Here is a 22,553-nt window from a genome sequence, read left to right as displayed (position 1 = left end):
AAATGGCTGATTCTGACTTTATCACGTCGCCCACCTCATCCCGCTGCGGCCTGATCCCAATCAATGGCGAACGGAGGCCAGCACGCTGGCCAACCTTTCGGGCAATGTCTCAAGATCCGCCGACAGTTTGTTGATCGCATCCACAAGCCGCAATTCGACTTCCCGCAAGTGTTCCCGGCTGGCGTATTCCTCTGCCACCTTCAAGCGGAATTCATTCAGATCCCGCCGGACCCCTAAGATCGCGGCAAACAGGAACCACCACGCCCCGCCAAGCGCCCCGCCGATCACGCACAAGGCCAGCAACTGTTCCCAGGTGATCGCAGCCTGTAAGTCACTCGGCATCACCAGCACCCCCGCCGTTTGCCGTTGCGGTCATTGCCAGCGACGCGCTCCGCCCCGCCGCGATCGATCCTGACAAGGGCTGCAAACCCGGCCGGGCTCAAGCTATTCGCTGTGAACCCCGCGCAAGGCCCGGCAGTCGTCAAGGTCTTGCACCCGGCCAATATTGCGGAAATACTCAAGACACAAGTGATCGTCTTCCAAGTTCTGCAAATAGGCATCGTCGCGCGCCCTTCCCTGTTCGAGTTCCAGGGCCGTTTCCAGATCCTTGGCCCTGTCCTTTAACCGCGCGTGGTTTCCCCCAAGCGCATAAACGGACGCAATGAACACAGCACCAACCAAAACGGCCGCACACAGGCGGCCGGTTTTGGTAAGCGCGAAAAACTTGAACACGGCAATCATGGCGCAGCTTCCCTTTTTGCCGCGCTGCCTTGCAGCCGCCGGGTCAGAACATCGCCATAACGCCAGACAAGGTACACGATAAGGATCAGCCCGAGCCCGAAGGCGACGCCCAGGATCCAGGTCCACGGCACACCGAACAGGCCGCCACCGGTCACAGCCGTGACCAGCGCCCCGCCGATCTGGCTGTCCTTGATGACAAGCGCATCCTTTCGGAGCTGCACCAGCGTGGCCGGACCGATAATGCCGTCATTCACAAGGTCCGGATGCTGGCGCTGATAGGCCAGCACAGCCGCCTTTGTCCGATGTCCCATCCAGCCGTCAATCACGCCCGGATCAAATCCAAAGCGGGTCAGCGCTTCCTGCGCCTCCCGGACAACGGGATCCGGTGCGGATGGCGGCACCGGCCGGGCAAGACGCGGACGACCTTCCAAAACACCGGTGTAGACCCCGTGTTCCAAAAGGTCCGCCTCTTGCCGACGCCGGCGCACCAATCCGTTCAGACGATGCCCGCCGGCGGTTGTTCCGGTCCGCCGCAACAGTCTTGCAGCCTCTTTGACATCGCCCCGCTTCAAGGCCTTGGCCCATTTCCAGCTCAGCGCCCGGGCGCCCAGATTGTAGACGACCGACACGCAGGCATCGAACTGGTGTTGCGGTAGGGTTTCAAAGGTCCGCTCCACCGGGATCTCATACTCATCGTCGAGCATCCGCGTCATGATGTGGTCCGCGTCCCGCCGGCTGATCGTGTCCCCCAGCCTCAGCTTGCGGCCATGGCGGGTCCGCCACCAGGCGGCAAAAACCCGGCCGCGCATGGTGAACCCATACCCGATCGTCACCACGCCGACCGGGTCGATGTACGCCCGGCTCACATACCCCTCATGACCGGCCAAAAACGCCAGTCCTTTTTCACTCATCTGCATGATCTGCCCCCTTTCCTTCAGGCACAAAAAAACCGCCTTGTGGCGGTCGAAATCCGTCAATCTTAAAAATTGACGGCGCGGGAAATTCATCTTTAGATTGTTGTGATTTGAAGAACTGAGGGTCCAATCTCGTGGCGATAAACAACCATGCAATTTTGATGATTACCGGATTGATTGCGGCATTTGCTGCATGTAGTGCCAATGCACTTGAGTATCGTTGCGAACTTGAAAATCAGCTCGTGGTGAATTCACAAAACGACGTTGTTGAGATGAAAAACGGCTCTGACACCATGTCGTTTTCCATCATTGATATCGACGCAGACAGCAAAACCGCGCGCCTAGTAGCAAATGTCGGTAGCGCGAACATCTACGCCTTTGAAACCGGTGCTGGCTTCAATTTCGTGGAAATCACGGGCGGTGGATCTGCCCATGTCTTATCTGTTGATCGCGCCAATAAGCTTACTGCACCGGGAAACTTTGGCACCGCCAGGCCGGCCACATACAGCCGCCAAACCCACATGTTTGACGGAACTATCACAACATTCTATGTCGGAAAGTGCATGGAATTGTCTTAGTCAACGCACCTGATCGGCATCAGCTTTGCGGCACCACCGGCAGGAAGTAATGCAGCGCTATCCGGACCTTGCCCCCGGTAAAGGCTTCCGTGTCGCCATGCGCCGTGATCACCACCGGTGTATCGGCATAAAAGGCCTCTGGCCCGATCACCCCGGCATTGTTGGATCCGGCCGCGATCCCGAGATACCCGCCGAATTTCTCAGGCTGCCCGGAAATGCCGCAGTGATATTGCCAGACACCGGTCACGTCTTCCGTCGTCAGGGTCGACACGCCAAAGACGATGGCCCGGTTCGGGATTTGAACCGTGCTGGAGACACTGGCACCGCTTAAGGTCAGTTCCTCTTCCACGGTCACAATCCGGCTTTCCGCGCCGTTTGGGGTGACGGAAATCAGGGACGGGTCCGGCCCGCTCCAATTGGTCCCGTCATAGACCGCAAAACCGCCCTCATCTGCCACAAAGGCCCGCCACCCGGCCGCTGCATCGTAAAACGTCCAAACGTCCTCACGGTAAGACGCAATCTTGCCGTCATGCCCGGCAAAGGCGCCGTTAGCGCCTGCCGGGACCAGATACCGGGCGCCATCATCTGGGCCTGCCGGATCGCTGGTGACCGATTGCGAGAGGACGGACAGGTTGACCACTGCGTCAAGGATGCCCAAGGCCTCATTGTGCGTGATGTGCTTCTGGCTTTGACTGGCGGCAATTTCCGGCAGCTTCAGATTTGGGGTTGTCATTTTTGCGGATCCTCCGTTAGAAATTTTGAGATTGATTCATTGATTGAACAGGCATTGGAGAGAGTAAATTTGTCGGACAATACGGAAACGAAAATCGTTAATGGCCATGAGTTGAAAGACCGCGTACGCCGCCTCTTCGAGAACCATGCGCCGAATATTGCTGTTGCGTTCTGGGGAGAAGGAGCAACAGAAGGACTTGGCCTCGACAAGTCACCCAAAGGCCGGATTGTCTGCAATCTCGCGATGGGAGGAACAAACCCGAAAGAGATCGAGAAACTTATGCAGTTTCATGATGTCCGGCATTGCGACACCTTGCACTCCAAGGTTTACCTTGGCGCCAGAACGGCAATTGTTGGATCATCAAACGCCTCAGCAAATGGACTTTCTCTTCAAGGGGCAAGCTGTGACGGGTGGATAGAGACCAATATCGTAACCGGTTCACGGAACATCTGTGCCGAACTGGCCGATTGGTTTGACAATCTTTGGCAAGATGAAGAAAGCCGGGAGATCACTACAGAGGATTTGCAGAAAGCCTACAAGGTATGGTCAAGCCGCCGCCGCTCAGGTTTTCGAGATAAAAAAATCGAGGGAGATCTGGTTCGCCGGATCCTCCATCATCCTGAAGACTTTTCGGCTACTCGATTGTTTGTAACGCTATACGGCGAAGGCGAAGTCAGCGCAGCAGCACAAAATGCCCTGGAGCATGAAAACAAGAACCACTCCGCCGGACTGGAGCTGGATTGCTTCGAGAATTGGGATGAGATCGAACCAGATGCTGATCACATTTGCTTCCATGTCGGACCGCGTGACGGAGTTCGATACGATGGAGTATTCACCGTACCACCAGGTCCCCCTATTCGGAATATCGACGAGAACAACAGCATCACACTATGCTGGAAGACCGACAGCCAGCACCTAACATCCGAGGGGTCGATGCACATGAAAGCGGCTGTAAAAACTTGGCTCAAAGATAATCCACTCGATGAGGCACGATGCATACCGATTGAAGAATTCATCCCAGCCTTACGGAAAAGCAGCGACGCCTATACCTGATAGCTTCCCTTTCCGGCCGCGCCCCGGCCATAGGTTGCGGACATCTGGAAAACGCGGAATTCAAATGACTGTCCTGAAGACCCAAAATCGGCCGCCTGTTGGGCGGCCGTATAGGTGACAGACTGGCTGGTCGACTGAAGCGTTCGCTTCAAGCTTCCGTCTTTCCAGATTTCGATTTCATAAGCCTCAAGATCTTCACCAAGCGGCACATCCGCCTGTTCCCATCCGTCCCCGCCAATGCGGGTTCGGCGGATCCAGGACAAGGCGATGTCACCACCCCCCGCGTCACTTGGCTTTAGATGAACCGGGGACAGAGGCCGTTCCCCGCGCCCGGTGAAGGTGACGGTTTTTCCGACAAAGTCCGGATCCCCGACCGCTCCACTTGCGGGTCCGGCTTGCCAGTTCAGCGGCAAGCCGATCTGTGCGCGATCAAGACCCGTTTGTTCCAATCCGCCATCCAGGAAGACCACGCGCGCACCGCTTACGGCACCCATGGCGGTTTCCGTTCCCTTTTGACCGCGCAGCAGCCGGGTCAAACGGTAGGTCCGCGCGCCGGTCAGCTCCGCATTTGCGAACTGCACCAGTTCCCAGTCCCCGTTCGGCGCCTCGATAAGGACAGCGTTGCCGCCGGCGAACACCTGAAGATCGTCAAGACCCTGCAGCTGGCCGTCGTACAGCTCCAGTTCCACCGCATTCCTGCGATCCCAGCGATGGAGCGGTCCCGGCGCAAGATCGGCTATCAGATGCCCGATGCGACCGGGGACCGCCAGGCTGGCCCGAACCACATATCCGCTTGTGGTTGGACTGGACAAAAACACCAAACCGGACGCAAACGGCTTTCGTATTCCCGTCAGATATCCCTGATGCGCACTGTCCTGATCCCGCAGCAAAGGCCCATCGATAAAGACCGGCGTCACGTCCGCCGTCACGTCCGGCCGGCCACCGCCACCCCCGCCTGTTCCGCCGCCACCGGATCCACCGCTGCCATTCCCGCCACCGCCGCCAATCCGGCCAAGCTCGATGATCGAATTGCGCGCCGGTTCATAAACCGGCCCGTCATAGCTCTTGCCCTCGATCTTGCGCCCCAGACCGTCGACGGCCTTTGTCAGTCGCACCAGATGTGAGCGGCCGCCAAAGTCAAACGACACCAGATCGCCCGGCTCCAGCGCAAGGTCTGCCTCTGACGTGCCAAACTGATAACCTTCCCGGCTGGCCCAGGCTTCCTGCAACAGGAATTCCGCCAGCGCCACCATGCGCGGAAAGTCCGCCACCATCGGCGTATCGGTCACCACCACACGGTCACTGACCACCATTTCCAGAAGGGCTTCCCCCGTCACGGTCTGGAAATCCCGTGCCGCGTCATAAGCGGTCACCCGAACCGCGCGCGGCAAGTCCGTTTCCTGCGCCCGGCGAATGGTGACCGGCGCTTGGTTTTTGCCCCGGTCTAGCATGTCCGCCGGATCCAGATCGGCCACCGGCTTGAGGTGGCGCCGGGATCGCCCTTCGATGCGCCCACCGCTTTCCACCGGATCAAAGGCCATGGCTGCCGCGAGGCTTTCAATCACGGACCGGGCAGAGGTTATGGTGTCGATGATGTAGCCGTCCGCCGTGCCAATCATCCCGTCCGTATTAAAGTCCGCGCCCTCAACAAGGCCGCTCCGCTCCATCATGAGTTTGGCAATGCCGTCCGCCGGCGCCCCGCCCATACGCCGGGACAGCCAGTGTCCGGTATAAAAGTTGGCATGATCAGCCCAGACATCGGCGGCAATCGGAAACGACGGAAACGGCCTTATATCCCATGCCCAGCCATAGAGCCGGCCGGGCTCCAGCATCGGACCGCCGTAAACGGGTGACACCGGGTTATTGCCAGGATCCGCCCAGAATTCCAGCATGGCGCGCAGATAGCGGCGCTGAACAAAGTCATCGCGCGCGCCGGATGAATAATACGGCACGAACGATTCTGATGATTTCGGATCATAAAAGACGTTCGGCTGGTTGGGTCCCTTGTCGATCCCCGGACAGCCTAGTTCGGTGAACCAGACCGGCTTGGATTGCGGTACCCAGCCTGTCACGCTTGTGTCACGCACCCCGCCCGGCCGGTTCTGGTGTGGGTTCTGCCACCAGTTCCGGACATCCTTCTGCCGGAATACCCAGTGGTCCCCATGCGCCGTGTCCTCGATCGGTGTGCGCGTCTGGCTGTCGCGGTCTTCAGGACTGGCATAAAACCAGTCGTAATATTCCCCGCCCTCGATGTTCGCTTTGAGGTACGCGACATCGTAGATCGATTGATACCCGGCCATGTGGTCCGCATGTCCAAACCCATCCCGCCAATCACTCAGCGGCATGTAATTGTCGATCCCGATAAAGTCGCAGTCCGACGACGACCAGACCGGATCCAGTTGAAAGAACACGTCCCCGCTGGCATCATTCGGCCGGTAGGAATGATATTCGGACCAGTCCGCTGCATAGCCCAGCTTGGTTGAAGCGCCCAGCATCGATCGAACGTCTGACAACAACGACACCAGGGCGGAGACAAACGGAAAGCTGTTCCCAGCCCCACGGACAAACGTCATGCCCGGCATTTCCGTGCCGACACAATAGGCGTCCACCCCGCCCGCCATTTGAGCCAGCTTGGCAAGGTGCAGGATAAACCGCCGGTAAGACCACTCTTGCGGCCCGGAATAGGTGACCTCGGATCCACTTCCGCCAAAGTGACCCGGCTGCGCGGTTCCAATAAAAACGGCGGCTTGCGTTGCCGCAGCCGCCGTCTTGTCCGGAGTGCCGGGCTGCCCCGGCGCCGGATGGCAGGTGATCCTGCCGCGCCAGGGATACGGCGGCTGCTGCGGCCGGCCGTAGGGATCCGGAAAGCCGTTGTCGTTTTCGATATCCATCATGATGAAGGGATAGAGCAACACCTTGAACCCGCGCGCCTTCAAGTCCTTGATCGCGGCAATCACGCTGGCATCGTTCGGGGATCCGCCGTAAGCCGGTTTCCCGTCGATGTAGGAAACAACCGTTGCAGTCTCGCGGCTCAACCCCGCCACCTGCCACTCGATCGGATCTGTTTGCTTGACCGCCTCAATGCGCGGTTCAACAAGACACTGGTCACAGCGCAAGTCCGTCCCGAACCAGGCCACAACAAGGGCTATTCGGTCAACATTCGGGCAAACGGCTTTCAAGAGATCCAGGGAGTGCAACCAGTCGCTGGTGTGCGTCTTGGTGTGGCGGTTGTTGTCCACCTTGTCCGTTGTGGTGATGAAGTCCGCGACCCGCTGCGGTTCATAGCCGAATTCCGTTGACCCCGGAATGATGCACATCCCGGTCAACAGCTCTTCCTCACGCCCGACACTGCGCATCACTTCAAAGGTCAGCTGCGGGATCCGATTGCCGAATTTTTCCAGCGGCAAGCGGTCAAAGACCACATAGGCAAGGCCGCGATACGCCGGCGCATTGCCAGCGCCCTGCTTGGCTTCAATCAGACTGTCCGGCAACTGGTCTTCAGACCCGGTGTAGATCCGGTGCGTGATCTGGGTCAGGTCCAGTTCATTGCCGTCCGCCCAAACACGCAGGACCGCAGCAATCGGACCTTCACACAGACCCACGGCGAAATTGCCAAAGTAAGCGTATGTGGTTGTGGTGACCTTGGATCCACCGCCCCCGCCCTTGCCGCCGGTGCGCTGCGTGGACGTTTGAATTTCCTCTTCCAGGTTGGTGGCCCAGATCACCTGCCCCGAGACGCGCGCAAAACCGGCGACGATCGGGATTGCCGCCCCTTCCGTGCTTGATAAGACCTGCAGGCTGTCCAGCCGCGCGCCCTCGACGGTCTGGGAAGATCCACCGCCGCTGAACAAATAGCTGTCCAGCAAGGATCCGCCGATGGTGACGGCCGTTGTGATGGCGCTTGCGACAAGACCCGTCGCGCCGGTCGCCCCGACAAGCGCCGACGCGGCCGCACCCAAAAGAAGTGTTGCCATTGGTTTTTCCGGTTTGTTTTGGGCCGAGAGTATTGGGCGCGTTTGGTCGAGGCTCATGGAGCCTTGGGCCTTGCTCCGCAAACGTTGGATTGGCAGTGCCGAAAGCGCTCCGAAGGTATCTGCGAATGCTTCGATCACATCAATGCCAAACGAAACATTTGAAGGCGCTAGGTGCGTCCATCACGCAAACTCATCTATTCGGTTAATGGACGCGCAGGTTCAAGGCTTCCGGCAACGTCAGCATGTGGACCCAGTATTTCCAGAAGTCGTCCGCTCTGGTTCATTTTGCTGATCGTTTCATTGATGCTGCCAATGAAGTGCCTGCCGGTCTCATTTTCATGGCAAATAAAGCTCAAGGGATAGCGGAAGCCATTTATGAATTTGTTTTGTGCAAATACCAGGTCTGGTTTGCCGTGTTTTTCAAATGCCAATGCAATATCGGGATGATAGCCAACGATGGCATCCAGCCTTCCAAGCTCCATCATGGTGATGAGCTGCTCCTCCGACGACACAACAGCATAGTGTGAGAGTTTCTTGCCAAACAGCCTGGAAGCGACAGCTCCATTGATAACACCCAGCCGCGAAGGGGCAAAACCGTCCAGCGCCACATCCGAATGTGTGGGCTCGCGCGTGTAAAGGCGAAGTGTCAGGTAATCGACGGGCTCAGATACAAGCAAAGAGCCTGTTCCGCCGTCTCCTTCAAAAACGGCGAGCGCAGATGGAAACAAACAGGAGTTTTTGTTTTCCAGAAATAAATACTTGGCTCTTTGCAACGGCGCCGCGAGCAGCGCGACTTCGGCATTTCTTTCCGGAAACACTTCACTCAGAAACAGGTCGTATTGGCTGCCACTTTCCATCGTCAGCCGATACGGAAGATAGTTCAGATATAGAGTCATCCCGTTTTCAGTGTCGGCAGCCGACTTGGTTGGTGCCATGAAAGACAGCCAAGCGACCAACACCGCTGCCAAAAAAAGCTCTCATATCGAACGACCTATTCCACGCACAGCAAGGGGTTTGTAATCTCTGCGTAAGGTACCACTCCCTGCCTAAAGCAAACGTAACCGGCGCAGAATTGACATCATTCAATGGCTTGGCCAACACAACGACGTGGGGGGCTTTTAGGAACCTCTGTTTGACAGGCCTGCCTCCAAAGCCCGCTTGGCGCGCCAGATCATTCGGATGGATCGCCGCGATTTATCCTACCGTTTGTTTCAATTATACGTTTGCTTTAGGGTGCCGAACCGTGGCCGATGGGGTCACGTGCACAGTAACTTGATTGCGCCAATTCACTTCCCAACCGGAAGTGTATTGGCGTTTTTTTTACCCCCTGCCACGGCTCTGATAAAAACGGTAACAAAAAAGTCTTTTCGGTCAACAAATTTTCTTTATTTCGAATGTGTTTTGAATAAAATTTACTCAATCAGATAAAGTCATCATGAATTGATGATTTATTCGGCAAGAAAAGTAATTTAATCTGTATTCTGCAGAATACAGATCTTGGAATTTAACTCTACGGTAATTCAAATCCTTCCGCAGCCCGCCGAATCCAAAAATCATCCAGCGTGACTTCACACACGCCCGTGCCTTCCAGGGCATGGATCATTCGGCTATCACCCGAGACAATGCCGCAGTGTTTGGCGATGGCTTTCGGCAGCATGCGGAAGATCACCAAATGGCCCGGCTCCAGCCTGTCTAATGCAACAGGCGCAAAATGCCGCTTGGCAGCCGCCAGCAAGGTTTCGTCCGCTGACACCTGCCCCCAGTCCGGGGAATAGGCCGGCGGTGTTTCCGGCTCTTGGCCGTAAAGCTCCCGCCAGACACCGCGCACCAGTCCCAGGCAATCGCATCCAATGCCCTTCAGACTGGCCTGATGGTGATAGGGTGTGCCGGTCCAACCACGCGCCAAATCGACCACATGCAGATTATGATCCATCTTTCCGTCCATCCTTGTCATCCAAACCTCTGCGGACAAAGCCGCTTGAAGGGCTGGTCCATCTTGTCCTCACCGCTTCGTGCGCCCACCTAAAAAGTCAGGTCCAAGCCGAAGGAGTTTCCGGACATGACTGCCCCTCTCGCCCTGATCATTGGCGCCGGCACCGGCGTTTCCGCATCCCTTGCCCGCAAGCTTCATCAATCCGGCTACCGGCTGGCCCTTGCCGCCCGCACCACGGACAAGATCCGGGACCTGGCAGAGGAAACCGGCGCACAGACCTTTGCCTGCGACGGGTCGGACCCGGCCGCTGTTGATGCCCTGTTCTCCGAATTGGACGGTCCTTTAAGGGTGGCGGTCTACAACCCGTCCGCGCGCCAGCGTGGCCCGTTGATCGAGCTGGACCGGGCAGCGGTTCAAAATGCCATCAATGTGACGGCCTATGGCGCCTTCTTGATGGGTCAGGCGGCCGCAAAAGTGATGCTCGGCCAGGAACCGGAAAACGGCACGAAGGGCACGATCCTCTTTACCGGCGCCTCTGCCGGGGTGAAGGGTTTTCCGCAATCCGCGCCCTTCGCCATGGGCAAGTTTGCGCAGCGCGGCCTTGCCCAATCCATGTCCCGCGAACTGCACCCGCAAGGGATCCATGTCGCCTGGATCAACATTGATGGGGCCATTCGCAATCCCGGACGCACGGAACCGGCAGACCGGCCGGATTCGATGCTGGACCCGGATGCCATTGCCGACAATTACATCAACCTGATCAATCAGGACCGCTCCACCTGGTCGAGCGAACTGGAGCTTCGGCCGTGGGTGGAACGGTTTTAGGAACGGCAGCCCCCTAACCGACAATCGCGGATCCGTCATTGTCCGTTTCCCCTGTCACCGCATAGCCAAGGACAAAATCATTGCCGGGCATATGCGGAAACCCCCGGAAGTTCACACCGTTTGAAAACTTCGACTGGCAGACGGAAAACGTATGCGGACAGCCTGCCCGCACCGTGAACGAATCCCCCGGCTGGATGGCGTTGACCGGACGCTGCCAGACGGTGAGTTCGTTTCTGCCATCATTGACCCGGTGCAGCTTCACCTTGACGGTCTGCCCGGCATTCGCACTAGTTCCCCAGATGAGTGTCCCGCGTGAAAAGTGATCATCGGCAAAGCCGTCCAGGCCACTCACCTGAAACACCCGGTCATTGACCGTCGTCACAGTGCCGCTCGCCTTGTAAGCCGCGCTTTCCAGATCAACCCCGCACCGGCTGTCACCCAGCGCGGCATCACAGCCATATTGATAGGTTCGCCCGACAGTCTGGTTCAGCTTGTGCGCCAGTCCCCGGAATTCCGCCTGAAACGCGATGTCTCCGCGGGTCACTTCCCCGATATGGCCCCGCTTGATGACCTCGGCTTGAGAAAGGTCTTGCCAGTTCACGCGGTAAAGGACGATTTCCGCGTCATCATAGAGCCCACCGGCAATGTCATTTTCGGTAATAGCGGAAGAGGACAAGGCCCCTTCCACGTCCAGATTGTCCACCGACAGCCCGAGGCTGCTTTCAATTTCGGTTGCCGAAAACCCGGAAAAGGCTTCAAAGGTAACGCCATTGAACGTCAGGGCACGGTCATGGTCCGTAAATCCAAGAACCACCCCGTCATTGCGGGTCACCTTCCAGCACCAGCACAGCGTTGTCACTGCCCCGGCAATATGTGCCGAAAACCCGGCTCCAAACTGTCTCATGACAAAACCTCGACGATCGGTATGGCCGGGATGGACCCGAGCCGGTGATTGTTCAGTTGAACATCCAGATAGTCCGTGTCGAACCGCGCCGGGACGTCGAACTCAAACCCGGCCGTGACCACCACGCCGCCGCCGGGCGCAACCGAAAAGCTGACCCGCCCGGTGATCGGGTTCACACTGTATCCGCCCTCCTGAAGGGCGCCATTCAAGGCAACCCGCACGGATCCCGGCACCGGCTTCGTGATGGTCCGGACGTAAGGATTGAAGCCCGTGCCATAGGTCTTGATCAGCTGATAGTCCGTCTGCGCACCGTCCCCGATGCCCAGGGGCTGGTCCGTGGCTGTTACGGGATCAGACGGATCACAGGACTTGTAATCCGCCCAATCCTTCCAGCGGAAGGCGCTGAGCCGCCCCCGCCGTTCTTCAAAAAAGGCAATGACTGCGTTCAGGTCATCGACCTGCTTGATGCCATAACCGGCGTCATACCGGCGCCGCGAGTCCTGCCATTGCTGGTTCCGCTGTTCCTTGCCGGATGTCAGGGCCACCACAACCGTTTTGCGCTCCGGTCCGCCCCGGCTCCCAAGGGAAATCGTGGCCGGAAACCGGACATCATGAAACTCATCGGGCATATTTCTGATCTCTTTCCGTCATCCCGGACAAGCGCAGCGCAAGCTGCGGGACGATCCGGGATCCAGCGCATCAGCCGCGCGCCAGCGCGACCGGTTGAAATCAGAGCCGTTACCGTCTCCGCCGTCCGCGCGCGCACCGGGACCTGTTGACTTAAGGTCAGGGAATGGCACCCAAAAAGGCTGCAATCTCAAAAGAGTACTTGTCGAAATTGAAAAAAATGTCTCTACAAGTATTTGCCCTGGATAAAATGGCTAGAGATTATTCCATACGTTGTCGATCTGTTTTAACGACTTATAAATATGGATAACTACTTACTTTTGCCGTAAGGGAGATTAGGCTTGGATATTAGCGCTGCCCTTGTTGGTCTTGTTGGAAATGTGGCTGTTCTTGCCGCAGCAGCAGCACTTACGCTTCCTCTTCAATACAAGTTTCGTTCCCTCCGGGGCAAAGTCGGGCTTGGCATCCTGTTCGGCTGCCTGTGTCTCCTTGTCATTAAAATGCCGGTTGAGTTTGCAAGCGGAGCACAGTTTGACACTCGGGCAGCGCCAGCGCTCATGGCAGGCTATATTGGCGGGCCAATCTCTGGTCTGATCACAATGGCAATCGGGGCAGCGGCGCGGTACAGCGAAGGTGGAACCATGGCGCTCGGCGGCGCCCTCAGCCTGGTCATCTATGGCAGCGCCGGGCTTGCAGCACGCGCGCTCTTCAAGACCCTCACGTGGCCCCTGCTGTCGGCTCGCGCGTTGTTTGCTCTGGCCGCCGCTGGCACAATTGCCACGCTACCTGCGTTTTTTGTTGACAAGGGCTTGGCATTTGGCCTCGCGGTCCTGCAACAAGCCGGGTTTATGCTTGTCATCGGAAATATGGTTGGCGTGCCAACGCTGGGTTTATTGATCCGCGTGTTCCAAAAATCATACGAGAAGTCGCGGCGCGCACGTGACGACGCCTTTATTACACGTCTTGCTATGAAAGCGGGTCGGGCGGGCATATGGGAGTACGACCCCCGAACAAAGACCTTCACTCTTGACGAGATTGGCGCGGCCCTGATGGGTGCCGACGAGGCTCGCAAAGGAATTGCCTTCGATGACCTCACCGCGCAATTGGACCAAAAAGACCAGAAGAAGCTTCAATCGGCACTGCAAGGGGCTTGCATGAGCCCAACCCCATTTTCTGTCGATCTGCGGACAACGGACAAACTCGGTTTGCCTGTCTGGCTTCGTTTCCAGGGGAGTTGTGCCAATCCGGGGGACCCGGATGAAACAAAGCACTTGGGCATACTCCAGGACATCACGTCCGAGGTTCAGACCCGCCAGCAGATCAAGAAGGCCGCCTGGACAGATCATCTGACAGGACTGGCGAACCGGATGGTGTTCGATACACTCTTGGAAAAAAACTGTACGCAAGATCCAAGGGCCCGCCCCTTCAATGCGCTCCTGGTTCTGGATGTCGATAACTTCAAACTGATCAATGACAATTTTGGTCATGCCGCAGGCGATGCGGTTTTGAAAAGAGTGGCTGCAACGCTCCATGAGAAGGCACAGCCTGGGGACACACCCATCCGGATCGGCGGGGATGAGTTTGCTTTTTTGTGTTCTTGTCCAACCGCGCAATCTCTGAAGCAGCGTGCGGAAACAATCGCCGATGCGATTGCAAAGCCTCATCAGATTAACGGCCTGTATATACCGCTGGACGTCAGCATCGGGGCAATCCAAATCACCGCAGACCAAACGTCCGCAACCGAAACAGTCTTGTTTGCTGATGCCGCGCTCTATGCTGCGAAAGAGACCCAGGGCACGATGGTCAGCGTGTTTGACCAAGATATCGAAAAGAAGTTTGTTCGGCGAAAGCGTATTGAGAACAAACTCCTCCAAGCGGACTTCGATACGACATTTAGTCTCAACTACCAACCGGTTGTGCAGATGCCTGAGGGCAGAGCCACCGGTTATGAAGCCCTGTTGCGCTGGAAGTGTCCCGACGGAACAAACGTCTCGCCCGCCGAATTTATACCGATCGCTGAAAGTCTCGGCCTCATCCGTGAAATTGGCGCCTGGGTTTTGAAAACCGCGATTAAGGAAGCCTTGACCTGGCCTGGGGAGTTGCGCGTGGCCGTGAATGTCTCGCCGCACCAAATTGGCACTGGACACCTTGCATCTTACGTCGAAATGCTGCTGAGAGAGTCTGCGTTTCCCGCCGAACGGCTTGAGCTGGAGTTCACGGAAACGGTCTTCATGCGGTCGGACCATTCCACCCTGGAAGAACTTGCGCGGATCCGGGCCATGGGCATCCGGCTTGTCTTGGATGATTTTGGCATCGGCTATTCGTCCCTCTCCTACCTTGACAAGTTTTCATTCGACAAGATGAAACTTGATCGCAGCTTTGTGACGGATGTCACACTCAACCCGACCCGCGCGGCGATCGTCGCAAGCGTTGTCGATCTCGCCGCACGGCTGGACATTGATCTCGTAGCCGAAGGCGTTGAAACACTCAAAGACTTGCACTTTTTGACCGGAACCGGCGTCAAGCTCGGCCAGGGCTTCTACTTCGCAAGACCTATGCCTGCTGCGGACTTGCCTTTGCTGAAACAGCCGGCCCGAAATTCTGCAGGCTCCTGATCCCCAGCGCCGTCATCGTCCCCGCCGGCCCCGCGCGACCGTGTCCAGGATAACGCCACCAATCTGGCCTTCCGAGCGCCGGAAGCTGTCAGCGTCTGGTGTTTGGACCGACATATGAATGACGACCGGCACCGCGTCGTCCCCCTCCGAACGTGCCCGAAGTCTGGCCTCCAGGGGCGTGATGTGCGCCGGCCCGTGGATGATCTCCGGTCCGTTTTCTCCTGCAATGCCCCACTGGCCGGCCCCGAGCGTTCCGCCATCTGCGAAGAAGCCGCCAAACATCGGTTTTGCGATCCCGCCCCCGAACACTGCAAAAGCAGAGGACACAAACCCGTTCACGGCACGCGTCAGGGCCGCATTCGACACCTGCTCCAGAACCGACTTCAGGGCCTCCTCAACCGACCGGGCTCCGGTCACAATGCCGGAAAAGGCACCCGCCACGCTGTTTGAGATCGTTCCGGCAAGCCCCACGACGCTGTCCTGCAATCCTGCAAGCCCGCGCGCCAGTCCGCGCATGACCTCTTCGCCGATTGTCATCATCACCTTGGACGGCGACCGGATATCCAGCGTGTCGCGAAACCAGGCGCTGATATTGTCACCGACCTCGAGGATTTGGTCCTTGAGGTGGGTCACCTCAGACAGGATCCCGTCCACCAGCCCGAGCATGATCTGCCGGCCAAGATCCACCATCTCGCCCGGAAGCTTGGCGAAGGCAGTCAAAATGGCATCGGTAGTCTCGCGGACCATTGTTTTGACGCGCCCAGCCCAGTCGACCAGACCGTCCCACCAGGTCTCGAAGGCGCCCCAGGCATCTGCCAGCGCCGTCACGATGGACGAAATCTCGTGAACAACCGCGACCCCGAAGGAGATCATCGCCGAGGACATTTCGGCAATGCGCGGCGCATGTGTGACAAGCCAATCGGAAAACCCTTCGAGATGCGGCGCAAGATCTGCCGCCAGCTGGCGGCCCAGCACGCTGAAGATGGCCCCGAGCCGGGTCATGTTGTCGTTGAAAGCCTCCGCATGGGCCGTCATGTCTTCCGTAAAAACAAGCCCGAGCCCATCCGCTTCGGCCATCATGGTGTCCAGCGCGGCTGTGCCCCCGTTGAGCATCGGAATCATGTCCGTGCCAGACCGTCCCATGAGAGCCATCGCAAGCGCGGTTTTTTCCGCACCATCCGGCAGATCGGCAAAGGCGGCGGCGAGCTCCCGCAGGACCTGGCTGGAGGACTTCAGCGTTCCGTCCGCCTGGCTGACGCTCACACCAAGCCGGCCAAAGGCCGCATGCGCCTCCCCTGTCCCGTCCCTTGCATCTTCCATGCTCACCGCGAGCCGGCGCAACGCGGTTTGAAGCCCGTCAAAGGAGACACCGGAAAGGTCCGCCGCGTGTTTCAGCCGTGACAGCTCGGCGACCGGGACCCCGATTTTCCGCGACGCCTTGGCCATGGCATCGGCCGCTGTGAGCGTTCCACGCACGGACACAGCGAGCCCCGCTGCCGCCGTTGTCGCCGCAGCCCCGACCGCCAACAATCCCTTGGACGCTATCTTGCCGAACCGGGACAACCGCGACTCTGCGTTTCGCAGACCTTTGGAAAAGGCTGCGGAATCCATACCGAGCGTCACGCGCAGCGCGCCGACAACTGCTTGGGTCATGAGCAGGGTCCTGGTTTGAGGGATGGCAGCGAACACAAGGCCAAGAAATCCTCGGTGGTCCGAAAAAAGTGGGTTGCCGGCAGCCGTGGAACCGCTGTGTGTTCGAACCGGCTCCAGCAACCAATCAGCCCGGTCAGCTACATCCCAACGTCATATCGTTTCGGCATGAGCGATCCCAAGCCGATCGCTGATGTCGGACAAGGTCGTGGTCAATCGGTCAATGACCCCAAGACGGCCGGATTTTTTTCGTCGGACAATACCGAGGCGCCGCGAAATTGGAGGGCCGCCGAACGCAAAAGAGGCAAGATGTGAGGCCGTTGGATCCAAAAGCGCCGTCTTCGGAACGACTGCGATCCCAAGACCCGCATAAACACTGCTTATGATTGCAGGAATGGTGTTGATCACCGCGATCTCTCGCGCAGTGATGCCCATACGGGAAAATTCTGTATCAATTTGCCGCGACAAGGGCACATTGGTCGCATAACGAATAAAGGCATAGGTCTTAAGGAGCTGCTTGTAGGTCTTATCCCGACCGTCCGGAGGACCGATCAGTTGGAGAGGTTCTGTAAGGAAGGGCGTCCAGATAAGGCCGCTCGGAACACCGACGTGCTCAGCAACGATGGCAACGTCCAGTCGTCCAGCCACCACATCACTCATAAGAGTTTCGGACAAACCAACGCGCCAATTGAACAAGAGACCTGGATAGGCCTGCCGCATCTCAACCAGAGCCTTGGGGAGAAGCATCATGGAAGCGGTCCGGATTGCGCCAATGTTAAGCGTTCCACTGACTTGGACTCCAGACAAAACACGTTTCGTCTCGCTTACAACCTGAATGATTGTGCGGGCGGACTGGAGAAGTTCCATGCCGTTGGCGTTCAGGCTGGGCGGGCGTCGCGTTCTGTCAAAAAGCTGTGTCCCCAGTTCTGTTTCAAGGGCCTGAATTTGCTGGCTGACCGCCGATGGTGTCAGGTTGACCACGGAGGCAGCCGCGGCGAAGCTCCCCGTGTCTGCAACGGCAAGCAAGGTTTCCAGTTGACGCGTGTCCATCGCATCAAATTAAGAAACTCTAATTTTAAAAGCAAATATTATTCGCTTACATAAGCAATATAAATTTTATAAGACTTTCGTAATGCCTATGGATTGGGCGTGCGTACTTTTTATTCACAGGAGATGGCGATGACGTTTTTGAAAAGCCTTGTTGCTGGCGCGGCGGTTGCGCTGGCAGTAACTGGGACGCAGACCGTTGCGGCCCAGACCTACCCAGAAAAGCCGGTTGAGTTCATCGTTCCATGGTCCCCCGGTGGTGGCAGCGACACATTGATGCGCATTGTATCGAACAATGTCACCCCATTCCTTGGCACAGAAATGCCGGTCATCAACATGCCCGGCGCGGGCGGCACGGTCGGCCTGAGGGAGGCCTCCCGCCGGGATGCTGACGGCTACACGATTTCTCAGGTTCATGAAGGACTGCTGACGGCAAATGCGACAGGGTTGACCGAACTGAACTGGTCCGATTTCGATCCAATTGCGCTTATGACCGCATCACCGCAGTTTCTCGTGATTGGCAACAACCTGCCATACAAGACCTTTGAGGAGTTTGTCGATTACGCCAAGGCCAATCCAGGCGAAATCACGATGGGTGTAACCTTGGCTGGCGTTCCGCATCTGCATGCCGCCATGATCGAAGAGGCATTCGGACTTGAGTTTTCTTATGTTGGCTACGAAGGAACAGGCCAACGCATTCGCGCGCTTGTCGGAGGCAACTTGGACGCCGCAATCGGCGATATCTCATCTTCGGCCCAGTTCGTGGAAAATGGTGACCTGATCTTCTTGGGGATCGGCAGCAGTGAGCGCATCCCTCAAGCGCCGGACGTTCGCACATTCAAGGAACTTGGCGCGGATCTGGAGCTTCAGGTAACGCGCGGCATTGTGATGCCAAAGGGGTCACCTGAAGAGGCTCGCGATGCGCTTGAAGCTGCGCTCTCTGAGCTGTCGAAAGACCCGGCCTTCATTGAGCAAATCAACAACGCTGGTGCATCAGTCAACTTCCGTGGTCAGGAAGAGTACAGCACATATCTGACCAACCTGTCCGGCACAGTCGACCGCCTGGCAGAGGTATTGGCTCCATGAGTGGAGAAGCTACCAGGGTCCAAAACGAAGCGGGCGAAGTCGCCCGCTTTTTTTCCTACATCGTGTTGCTGCTGGTGTCAGCATTTCTGCTCATCGAAGCCATTTCAATTCCGAAATCAAGATTTGAAGTTCTCGGTGCAGGTGCGTTTCCGACACTTCTTTACAGCTGCATGATCCTGCTTTTGCTGGCGGCCGCGATAAGATCGTTGCGTGCACTTCCGGCAGCTGCGTTTTCCCGGTTTTTTAAAGGCATTCCGGCCTGGGCTATCGAACGGCGATTGGTTTTTGCAGTGTTCGCATGCCTGGCAGTCTACTTGGCCGCAATGCCCATGGCGGGGTTCAGGGTATCAACCTTTTTCTTCCTGCTGGTTTTGCAATTCATTCTCGCTCCGAAAACTCCAAAAACCGCGATCCTGATTGTTGCAAGCTCAGCCGTTTTTTCCTTCGGAATTGAATTCGTCTTTGACAGGGTCTTTCAAGTGTTTCTCCCGAGAGGTTGGTAGCCGCTATGGATGCGTTTTTGACCGGTGCGGCCGAGGTGTTGTCGGCGCAGACCTTGCTGTTCATGCTGATTGGCTCCGTTGCCGGAATCATTGCTGCGGCGATTCCGGGATTTACGGTGACCATGGCCATTGTGTTGACCTTGCCCCTCACCTTCACGATGGAACCTCTTCAAGGCATCGCAGTCATGTTGTCGGTGTATGTCGGCGGCTACACCGGCGGCCTCATCTCTGCCGCTCTCCTGGGCATTCCAGGGACCCCTTCATCCGTCGCAACAACATTCGACGCCTTTCCGATGGCGCGCAACGGCGAACCGGGACGCGCTTTGTCCATTGGGATCTGGGCATCTTTTTTCGGGACGATGATCTCAACTGTGGTTCTTATTTTTGCCGCCCCCCCACTGGCAATTTTCGCGGTCAAACTTGGGCCCTGGGAATACTTTTCCCTCATCGTGTTCGCGCTGACCATCGTGGCAAGCCTTGTCGGGAATTCTCTCCAGCGCGGCTTGATTGCAGCGCTGATCGGCCTGGCTATCTCAACCGTTGGCACCGACCCGATCCTCGGCAGACCGCGGTTTGATTTTGAGATCGAAATGCTGCAGGCGGGCCTTCCCTTCTTGGTCGTTTTGATCGGCATATTTGCGATCTCACAGCTCGCGTCGGAGGTCGAGAACCCCAACGAATCGACCTCCGGTCGGGCGATCATTGACCGAAAGATAGAGTTTCACACGTGGCAGGTGATGCGCGAGGTCATCATGAGACCCGTCAACCTTGTGCGATCGTCGCTGGTTGGAGTTGTCATCGGAGCACTTCCCGGAGCCGGTGGGTCCATCGCAAACCTGCTCGCATATGATCAGGCAAAGCGGGCGTCAAAGACGCCGGAAAAATTCGGAACCGGCATCACCGATGGCGTTGTTGCATCAGAATCTGGAAACTCGGCGACCGCCGGTGGCGGCTTGATACCGATGATTGCTCTCGGCATTCCGGGATCTGCTGTCGATGCGATACTCATGGCATCCCTGATGGTTCATGGAATTTCAATCGGGCCGCGTCTCATCCTCGATAACGCAGACCTCGTTTATGGCATGTTCCTTGCCATGGCGGTGTCCAGCTTGATGATGCTGCTGGTGTGTCTTGTTTCCATGCGCGTGTTCTTGCGCGTATCCGAAGTCCCGAAATGGATGATTGTGCCAACCGTATTGGTCTGTTGTGTGATTGGCTCTTTCGCCTTGAACAACCGGATCACCGATCTCTACCTCTTGGGTCTGATCGGCGTTGCTGGCTACAGTCTGCGGGCCCTTGACTATCCGCTTGCCCCCCTTGTTCTTGGCGTGATTCTGGGCCCGATTGCAGAAACGAATCTGCGCCGTGCATTGATGACGGACCAGGACGTGACGTTGTTCCTCACACGTCCCGTAAGCGCGTTGTTTCTGCTGGCAGCAGTTGCGTCGGTTCTTTGGGCCACCAGGACATATTTCAAAACTCAGAAATCCAACACTCCCCCGGAGAGTCCGTCATGATGAACTTGGGCTACAATCCCATCTACCCATCGCATCGCTCTGCCGTTTTTGCCGACGACATCGTATCGACGTCCCACCCTCTGGCTGCGCAGGCAGGTCTGTCGATCCTGGCACAAGGAGGCAATGCCGTTGATGCGGCGCTCGCGACAGCCGCGGCGCTAACGGTCGTCGAACCGACGGGCAACGGGCTGGGATCGGACGCCTTTGCGATCCTGTGGGATGGCCAGGAACTTCACGGCCTGAATTCCTCCGGGGCCGCTCCCGCAGCATGGACGCCAAATCGCTTTTCCGGGCTGGATCAAATGCCCTTCCGAGGATGGGAAAGCGTCACTGTGCCTGGCGCTGTGAAGGCCTGGGCTGAGCTGTCGAGGCGATTTGGAAAGCTGGAATTCGAACAACTGCTCATGCCAGCCATCAAATATGCAGAAGATGGTTTCATTGTCTCTCCCATCATTGCCTCTCTCTGGCAAAGGGGGGCCGACATGCTCAAGCAACAGCCTGGCTTCAGCGATGCTTTCATGCCGGACGGGAAAGCACCGGTCGCGGGTGAGCGGTTCAAAAATCCTGCACTTGCCAGAAGCCTCAGGCTGATAGCCCAAACAAAGGGAGATGCTTTTTACACCGGTGAGCTTGCGGTCAGAATGGCGGCATTTGCCAAGCAACATGAGGCCGCCCTCACGGTGAACGATCTGGGCACCCACCAACCAGAATGGTGCGGGACGATACAACAGTCCTTCGACGGTTTTGAACTGCACGAAATCCCGCCGAACGGCCAAGGCATAGCGGCCCTCATGGCACTTGGCATCCTCCACCACACACCCTTGCGGGAAATGCCCGTGGACGATGCGGATGCCTATCATCTCCAAATCGAAGCGATGAAGCTCGCGACCAGCGACCTGCACAAGTATGTGGCGGATCAACGGTTCATGACAGCCGTCACACCAGAAGCCTTGCTGGACCCTGACTACCTAAAATCTCGGGCCGCCCAGATCGACATCAAATCGGCGCGGCATCAGGCCGCTGGCGTCCCCAAACACGGCGGAACCGTGTATCTAACCACGGCGGATCGATCCGGCATGATGGTGTCTTTCATCCAATCCAATTACTCTGGTTTCGGGTCCGGTGTTGTTGTACCGGAAACAGGTATCAGCCTTCAGAACCGGGGAGCAGGATTCACTCTGCAAGAGGGGCATCCAAACCGGGTTGGCCCGGGGAAACGACCATTTCACACCATCATACCGGGCTTTTTGACCCGCAGCGGAAAGCCACAAATGAGTTTTGGCGTCATGGGCGGTCCAATGCAGGCTCAAGGTCATTTGCAAATGGCCCTGCGGACGCAGCTTTGGGGCCAAAGCGTTCAAACGGCGGCCGACGCGCCGCGATGGCGCATTACCCAGGGATTGGAAGTGGCGTGTGAGCCAACGTTGCCACAAGATGTTCTTCAGGATCTGGCCGACCGGGGGCATGAAATCAAACTGGAAACACCAGACAGTGCTTTTGGCTTTGGTGGCGCACAACTGATCCATCGTTTGCCTGGTGGCGGGTATGTCGCCGGATCAGATCCGCGGAAAGACGGTCAGGCAGTCGGTGTTTAGCGTGTCATCAAGAACTGCAGCGAAGCGCAAATAGCTTAGGCTCAGCCGCGGTCACCGTCACGCGCAGCGCGCCGACAACTGCCTGGGCCATGGGACGGTTCCTGGATAAGGAGAAGGAGAAACTGGAAGATCGGCGGGACGATGAGAGGAGCCCAAAAGCCCGGATTGCCGCTGAATTTGCAAATTCTCGGCGGCAACCAACTAACGTAGCGTCAGAAATTGATTTAAGTCACGGACAGCCCGCCTGGCCCGTTGTTG

At 57.4% G+C, this 22,553-nt stretch carries 19 protein-coding genes; 8 read left to right on the top strand and 11 right to left on the bottom strand.

Translation table 11 applies throughout. The features are described 5' to 3' along the window. Window positions 1–60: 60 nt before the first annotated feature. From SADFL11_RS03105 to SADFL11_RS03095, 3 genes are all read right to left on the bottom strand, one after another. The gene (locus tag SADFL11_RS03105; protein WP_040450711.1) at window positions 61–342 is read right to left on the bottom strand and encodes a hypothetical protein; all 282 of its coding nucleotides are present in this window, start codon (window positions 340–342) and stop codon (window positions 61–63) included. Window positions 343–444: 102 nt separating this feature from the next. Next, a complete protein-coding gene (locus tag SADFL11_RS03100; protein ID WP_008194397.1) occupies window positions 445–741 on the bottom strand; it encodes a hypothetical protein in 297 nt (98 codons plus the stop codon). Continuing rightward, window positions 738–1,658 (bottom strand): glycoside hydrolase family protein, encoded by a 921-nt coding sequence (locus SADFL11_RS03095; protein ID WP_040452193.1) that lies wholly within the window; start codon window positions 1,656–1,658, stop codon window positions 738–740. The genes SADFL11_RS03100 and SADFL11_RS03095 overlap by 4 nt, the downstream gene beginning before the upstream one ends. Window positions 1,659–1,789: 131 nt before the next feature. Between SADFL11_RS03095 and SADFL11_RS03090 the strand changes: the two genes are divergently transcribed. Then, complete coding sequence (locus SADFL11_RS03090; protein ID WP_008194407.1) at window positions 1,790–2,233, top strand: hypothetical protein; 444 nt, start codon at window positions 1,790–1,792, stop codon at window positions 2,231–2,233. 19 nt (window positions 2,234–2,252) lie between these two features. On the opposite strand, the gene SADFL11_RS03085 is transcribed toward SADFL11_RS03090, so the two are convergent. After that, window positions 2,253–2,966 (bottom strand): DUF2793 domain-containing protein, encoded by a 714-nt coding sequence (locus SADFL11_RS03085; protein ID WP_008192750.1) that lies wholly within the window; start codon window positions 2,964–2,966, stop codon window positions 2,253–2,255. Window positions 2,967–3,005: 39 nt separating this feature from the next. On the opposite strand from SADFL11_RS03085, the gene SADFL11_RS03080 reads away from it, so the two are divergent. Then, entirely contained in the window at window positions 3,006–4,019 is a 1,014-nt protein-coding gene (locus SADFL11_RS03080) for a phospholipase D family protein (protein ID WP_209002718.1), read from the top strand. On the opposite strand, the gene SADFL11_RS03075 is transcribed toward SADFL11_RS03080, so the two are convergent. From SADFL11_RS03075 to SADFL11_RS03065, 3 genes are all read right to left on the bottom strand, one after another. Continuing rightward, window positions 4,010–7,993, bottom strand: coding sequence for a baseplate multidomain protein megatron (locus SADFL11_RS03075; RefSeq protein ID WP_040452198.1), 3,984 nt, complete (start codon window positions 7,991–7,993; stop codon window positions 4,010–4,012). The two genes, SADFL11_RS03080 and SADFL11_RS03075, sit on opposite strands and share 10 nt — an antisense overlap. A 194-nt stretch (window positions 7,994–8,187) precedes the next feature. Then, window positions 8,188–8,928 carry a type 2 periplasmic-binding domain-containing protein gene (locus SADFL11_RS03070; RefSeq protein WP_134852882.1) on the bottom strand — a complete coding sequence of 247 codons (741 nt, stop codon included), beginning with the start codon at window positions 8,926–8,928 and terminating at the stop codon, window positions 8,188–8,190. 575 nt (window positions 8,929–9,503) lie between these two features. Then, window positions 9,504–9,926: an NlpC/P60 family protein gene (locus tag SADFL11_RS03065; protein ID WP_040452200.1), complete on the bottom strand. Its 423-nt coding sequence runs from the start codon at window positions 9,924–9,926 to the stop codon at window positions 9,504–9,506. A gap of 126 nt (window positions 9,927–10,052) precedes the next feature. On the opposite strand from SADFL11_RS03065, the gene SADFL11_RS03060 reads away from it, so the two are divergent. Beyond that, window positions 10,053–10,751: an SDR family NAD(P)-dependent oxidoreductase gene (locus SADFL11_RS03060; protein ID WP_008196470.1), complete on the top strand. Its 699-nt coding sequence runs from the start codon at window positions 10,053–10,055 to the stop codon at window positions 10,749–10,751. A gap of 13 nt (window positions 10,752–10,764) precedes the next feature. On the opposite strand, the gene SADFL11_RS03055 is transcribed toward SADFL11_RS03060, so the two are convergent. Both SADFL11_RS03055 and SADFL11_RS03050 read right to left on the bottom strand, forming a co-directional pair. Beyond that, the gene (locus SADFL11_RS03055) at window positions 10,765–11,655 is read right to left on the bottom strand and encodes a DUF2163 domain-containing protein (protein ID WP_008196402.1); all 891 of its coding nucleotides are present in this window, start codon (window positions 11,653–11,655) and stop codon (window positions 10,765–10,767) included. Beyond that, window positions 11,652–12,284, bottom strand: a complete 633-nt coding sequence (locus SADFL11_RS03050) for a DUF2460 domain-containing protein (RefSeq protein WP_008189208.1) — start codon at window positions 12,282–12,284, stop codon at window positions 11,652–11,654. The genes SADFL11_RS03055 and SADFL11_RS03050 overlap by 4 nt, the downstream gene beginning before the upstream one ends. 339 nt (window positions 12,285–12,623) lie before the next feature. Here SADFL11_RS03050 and SADFL11_RS03045 point away from each other — a divergent pair, with 339 nt between their 5' ends. After that, window positions 12,624–14,897 (top strand): putative bifunctional diguanylate cyclase/phosphodiesterase, encoded by a 2,274-nt coding sequence (locus SADFL11_RS03045; protein ID WP_008191564.1) that lies wholly within the window; start codon window positions 12,624–12,626, stop codon window positions 14,895–14,897. A 12-nt stretch (window positions 14,898–14,909) separates the two neighbouring features. Here SADFL11_RS03045 and SADFL11_RS03040 read toward each other — a convergent pair whose 3' ends face one another. Both SADFL11_RS03040 and SADFL11_RS03035 read right to left on the bottom strand, forming a co-directional pair. After that, window positions 14,910–16,550: a phage tail tape measure protein gene (locus SADFL11_RS03040; protein ID WP_008192509.1), complete on the bottom strand. Its 1,641-nt coding sequence runs from the start codon at window positions 16,548–16,550 to the stop codon at window positions 14,910–14,912. 150 nt (window positions 16,551–16,700) lie between these two features. Beyond that, window positions 16,701–17,597, bottom strand: a complete 897-nt coding sequence (locus SADFL11_RS03035) for a LysR family transcriptional regulator (RefSeq protein ID WP_008195543.1) — start codon at window positions 17,595–17,597, stop codon at window positions 16,701–16,703. Window positions 17,598–17,726: 129 nt separating this feature from the next. Here SADFL11_RS03035 and SADFL11_RS03030 point away from each other — a divergent pair, with 129 nt between their 5' ends. From SADFL11_RS03030 to SADFL11_RS03015, 4 genes are read left to right on the top strand one after another with little or no spacing between them, the layout of a single operon-like run. Then, a complete protein-coding gene (locus tag SADFL11_RS03030) occupies window positions 17,727–18,680 on the top strand; it encodes a tripartite tricarboxylate transporter substrate binding protein (protein WP_040452202.1) in 954 nt (317 codons plus the stop codon). Next, a complete protein-coding gene (locus SADFL11_RS03025) occupies window positions 18,677–19,183 on the top strand; it encodes a tripartite tricarboxylate transporter TctB family protein (RefSeq protein ID WP_008191458.1) in 507 nt (168 codons plus the stop codon). The genes SADFL11_RS03030 and SADFL11_RS03025 overlap by 4 nt, the downstream gene beginning before the upstream one ends. A gap of 5 nt (window positions 19,184–19,188) precedes the next feature. Continuing rightward, window positions 19,189–20,700: a tripartite tricarboxylate transporter permease gene (locus SADFL11_RS03020; protein ID WP_008197293.1), complete on the top strand. Its 1,512-nt coding sequence runs from the start codon at window positions 19,189–19,191 to the stop codon at window positions 20,698–20,700. Next, a complete protein-coding gene (locus tag SADFL11_RS03015; RefSeq protein ID WP_008189348.1) occupies window positions 20,700–22,295 on the top strand; it encodes a gamma-glutamyltransferase family protein in 1,596 nt (531 codons plus the stop codon). Before SADFL11_RS03020 ends, SADFL11_RS03015 begins: the two co-directional genes overlap by 1 nt. Window positions 22,296–22,553 lie beyond the last annotated feature (258 nt).

Source organism: Roseibium alexandrii DFL-11 (genome assembly GCF_000158095.2).
GTDB lineage: Bacteria > Pseudomonadota > Alphaproteobacteria > Rhizobiales > Stappiaceae > Roseibium > Roseibium alexandrii.
Note: the sequence above shows the minus strand (reverse complement) of the source record. Positions and strands in the feature narration are given on the sequence as shown.

Bases quoted from the DNA above. Each gene is read 5' to 3' on its own strand.
- SADFL11_RS03105 (WP_040450711.1), bottom strand. From the start codon at position 342: ATGCCGAGTGACTTACAGGCTGCGATCACCTGGGAACAGTTGCTGGCC.
- SADFL11_RS03100 (WP_008194397.1), bottom strand. From the start codon at position 741: ATGATTGCCGTGTTCAAGTTTTTCGCGCTTACCAAAACCGGCCGCCTG.
- SADFL11_RS03095 (WP_040452193.1), bottom strand. From the start codon at position 1,658: ATGCAGATGAGTGAAAAAGGACTGGCGTTTTTGGCCGGTCATGAGGGG.
- SADFL11_RS03085 (WP_008192750.1), bottom strand. From the start codon at position 2,966: ATGACAACCCCAAATCTGAAGCTGCCGGAAATTGCCGCCAGTCAAAGC.
- SADFL11_RS03075 (WP_040452198.1), bottom strand. From the start codon at position 7,993: ATGGCAACACTTCTTTTGGGTGCGGCCGCGTCGGCGCTTGTCGGGGCG.
- SADFL11_RS03070 (WP_134852882.1), bottom strand. From the start codon at position 8,928: ATGGCACCAACCAAGTCGGCTGCCGACACTGAAAACGGGATGACTCTA.
- SADFL11_RS03065 (WP_040452200.1), bottom strand. From the start codon at position 9,926: ATGGATCATAATCTGCATGTGGTCGATTTGGCGCGTGGTTGGACCGGC.
- SADFL11_RS03060 (WP_008196470.1), top strand. From the start codon at position 10,053: ATGACTGCCCCTCTCGCCCTGATCATTGGCGCCGGCACCGGCGTTTCC.
- SADFL11_RS03055 (WP_008196402.1), bottom strand. From the start codon at position 11,655: ATGAGACAGTTTGGAGCCGGGTTTTCGGCACATATTGCCGGGGCAGTG.
- SADFL11_RS03050 (WP_008189208.1), bottom strand. From the start codon at position 12,284: ATGCCCGATGAGTTTCATGATGTCCGGTTTCCGGCCACGATTTCCCTT.
- SADFL11_RS03040 (WP_008192509.1), bottom strand. From the start codon at position 16,550: ATGACCCAAGCAGTTGTCGGCGCGCTGCGCGTGACGCTCGGTATGGAT.
- SADFL11_RS03035 (WP_008195543.1), bottom strand. From the start codon at position 17,597: ATGGACACGCGTCAACTGGAAACCTTGCTTGCCGTTGCAGACACGGGG.
- SADFL11_RS03030 (WP_040452202.1), top strand. From the start codon at position 17,727: ATGACGTTTTTGAAAAGCCTTGTTGCTGGCGCGGCGGTTGCGCTGGCA.
- SADFL11_RS03025 (WP_008191458.1), top strand. From the start codon at position 18,677: ATGAGTGGAGAAGCTACCAGGGTCCAAAACGAAGCGGGCGAAGTCGCC.
- SADFL11_RS03020 (WP_008197293.1), top strand. From the start codon at position 19,189: ATGGATGCGTTTTTGACCGGTGCGGCCGAGGTGTTGTCGGCGCAGACC.
- SADFL11_RS03015 (WP_008189348.1), top strand. From the start codon at position 20,700: ATGAACTTGGGCTACAATCCCATCTACCCATCGCATCGCTCTGCCGTT.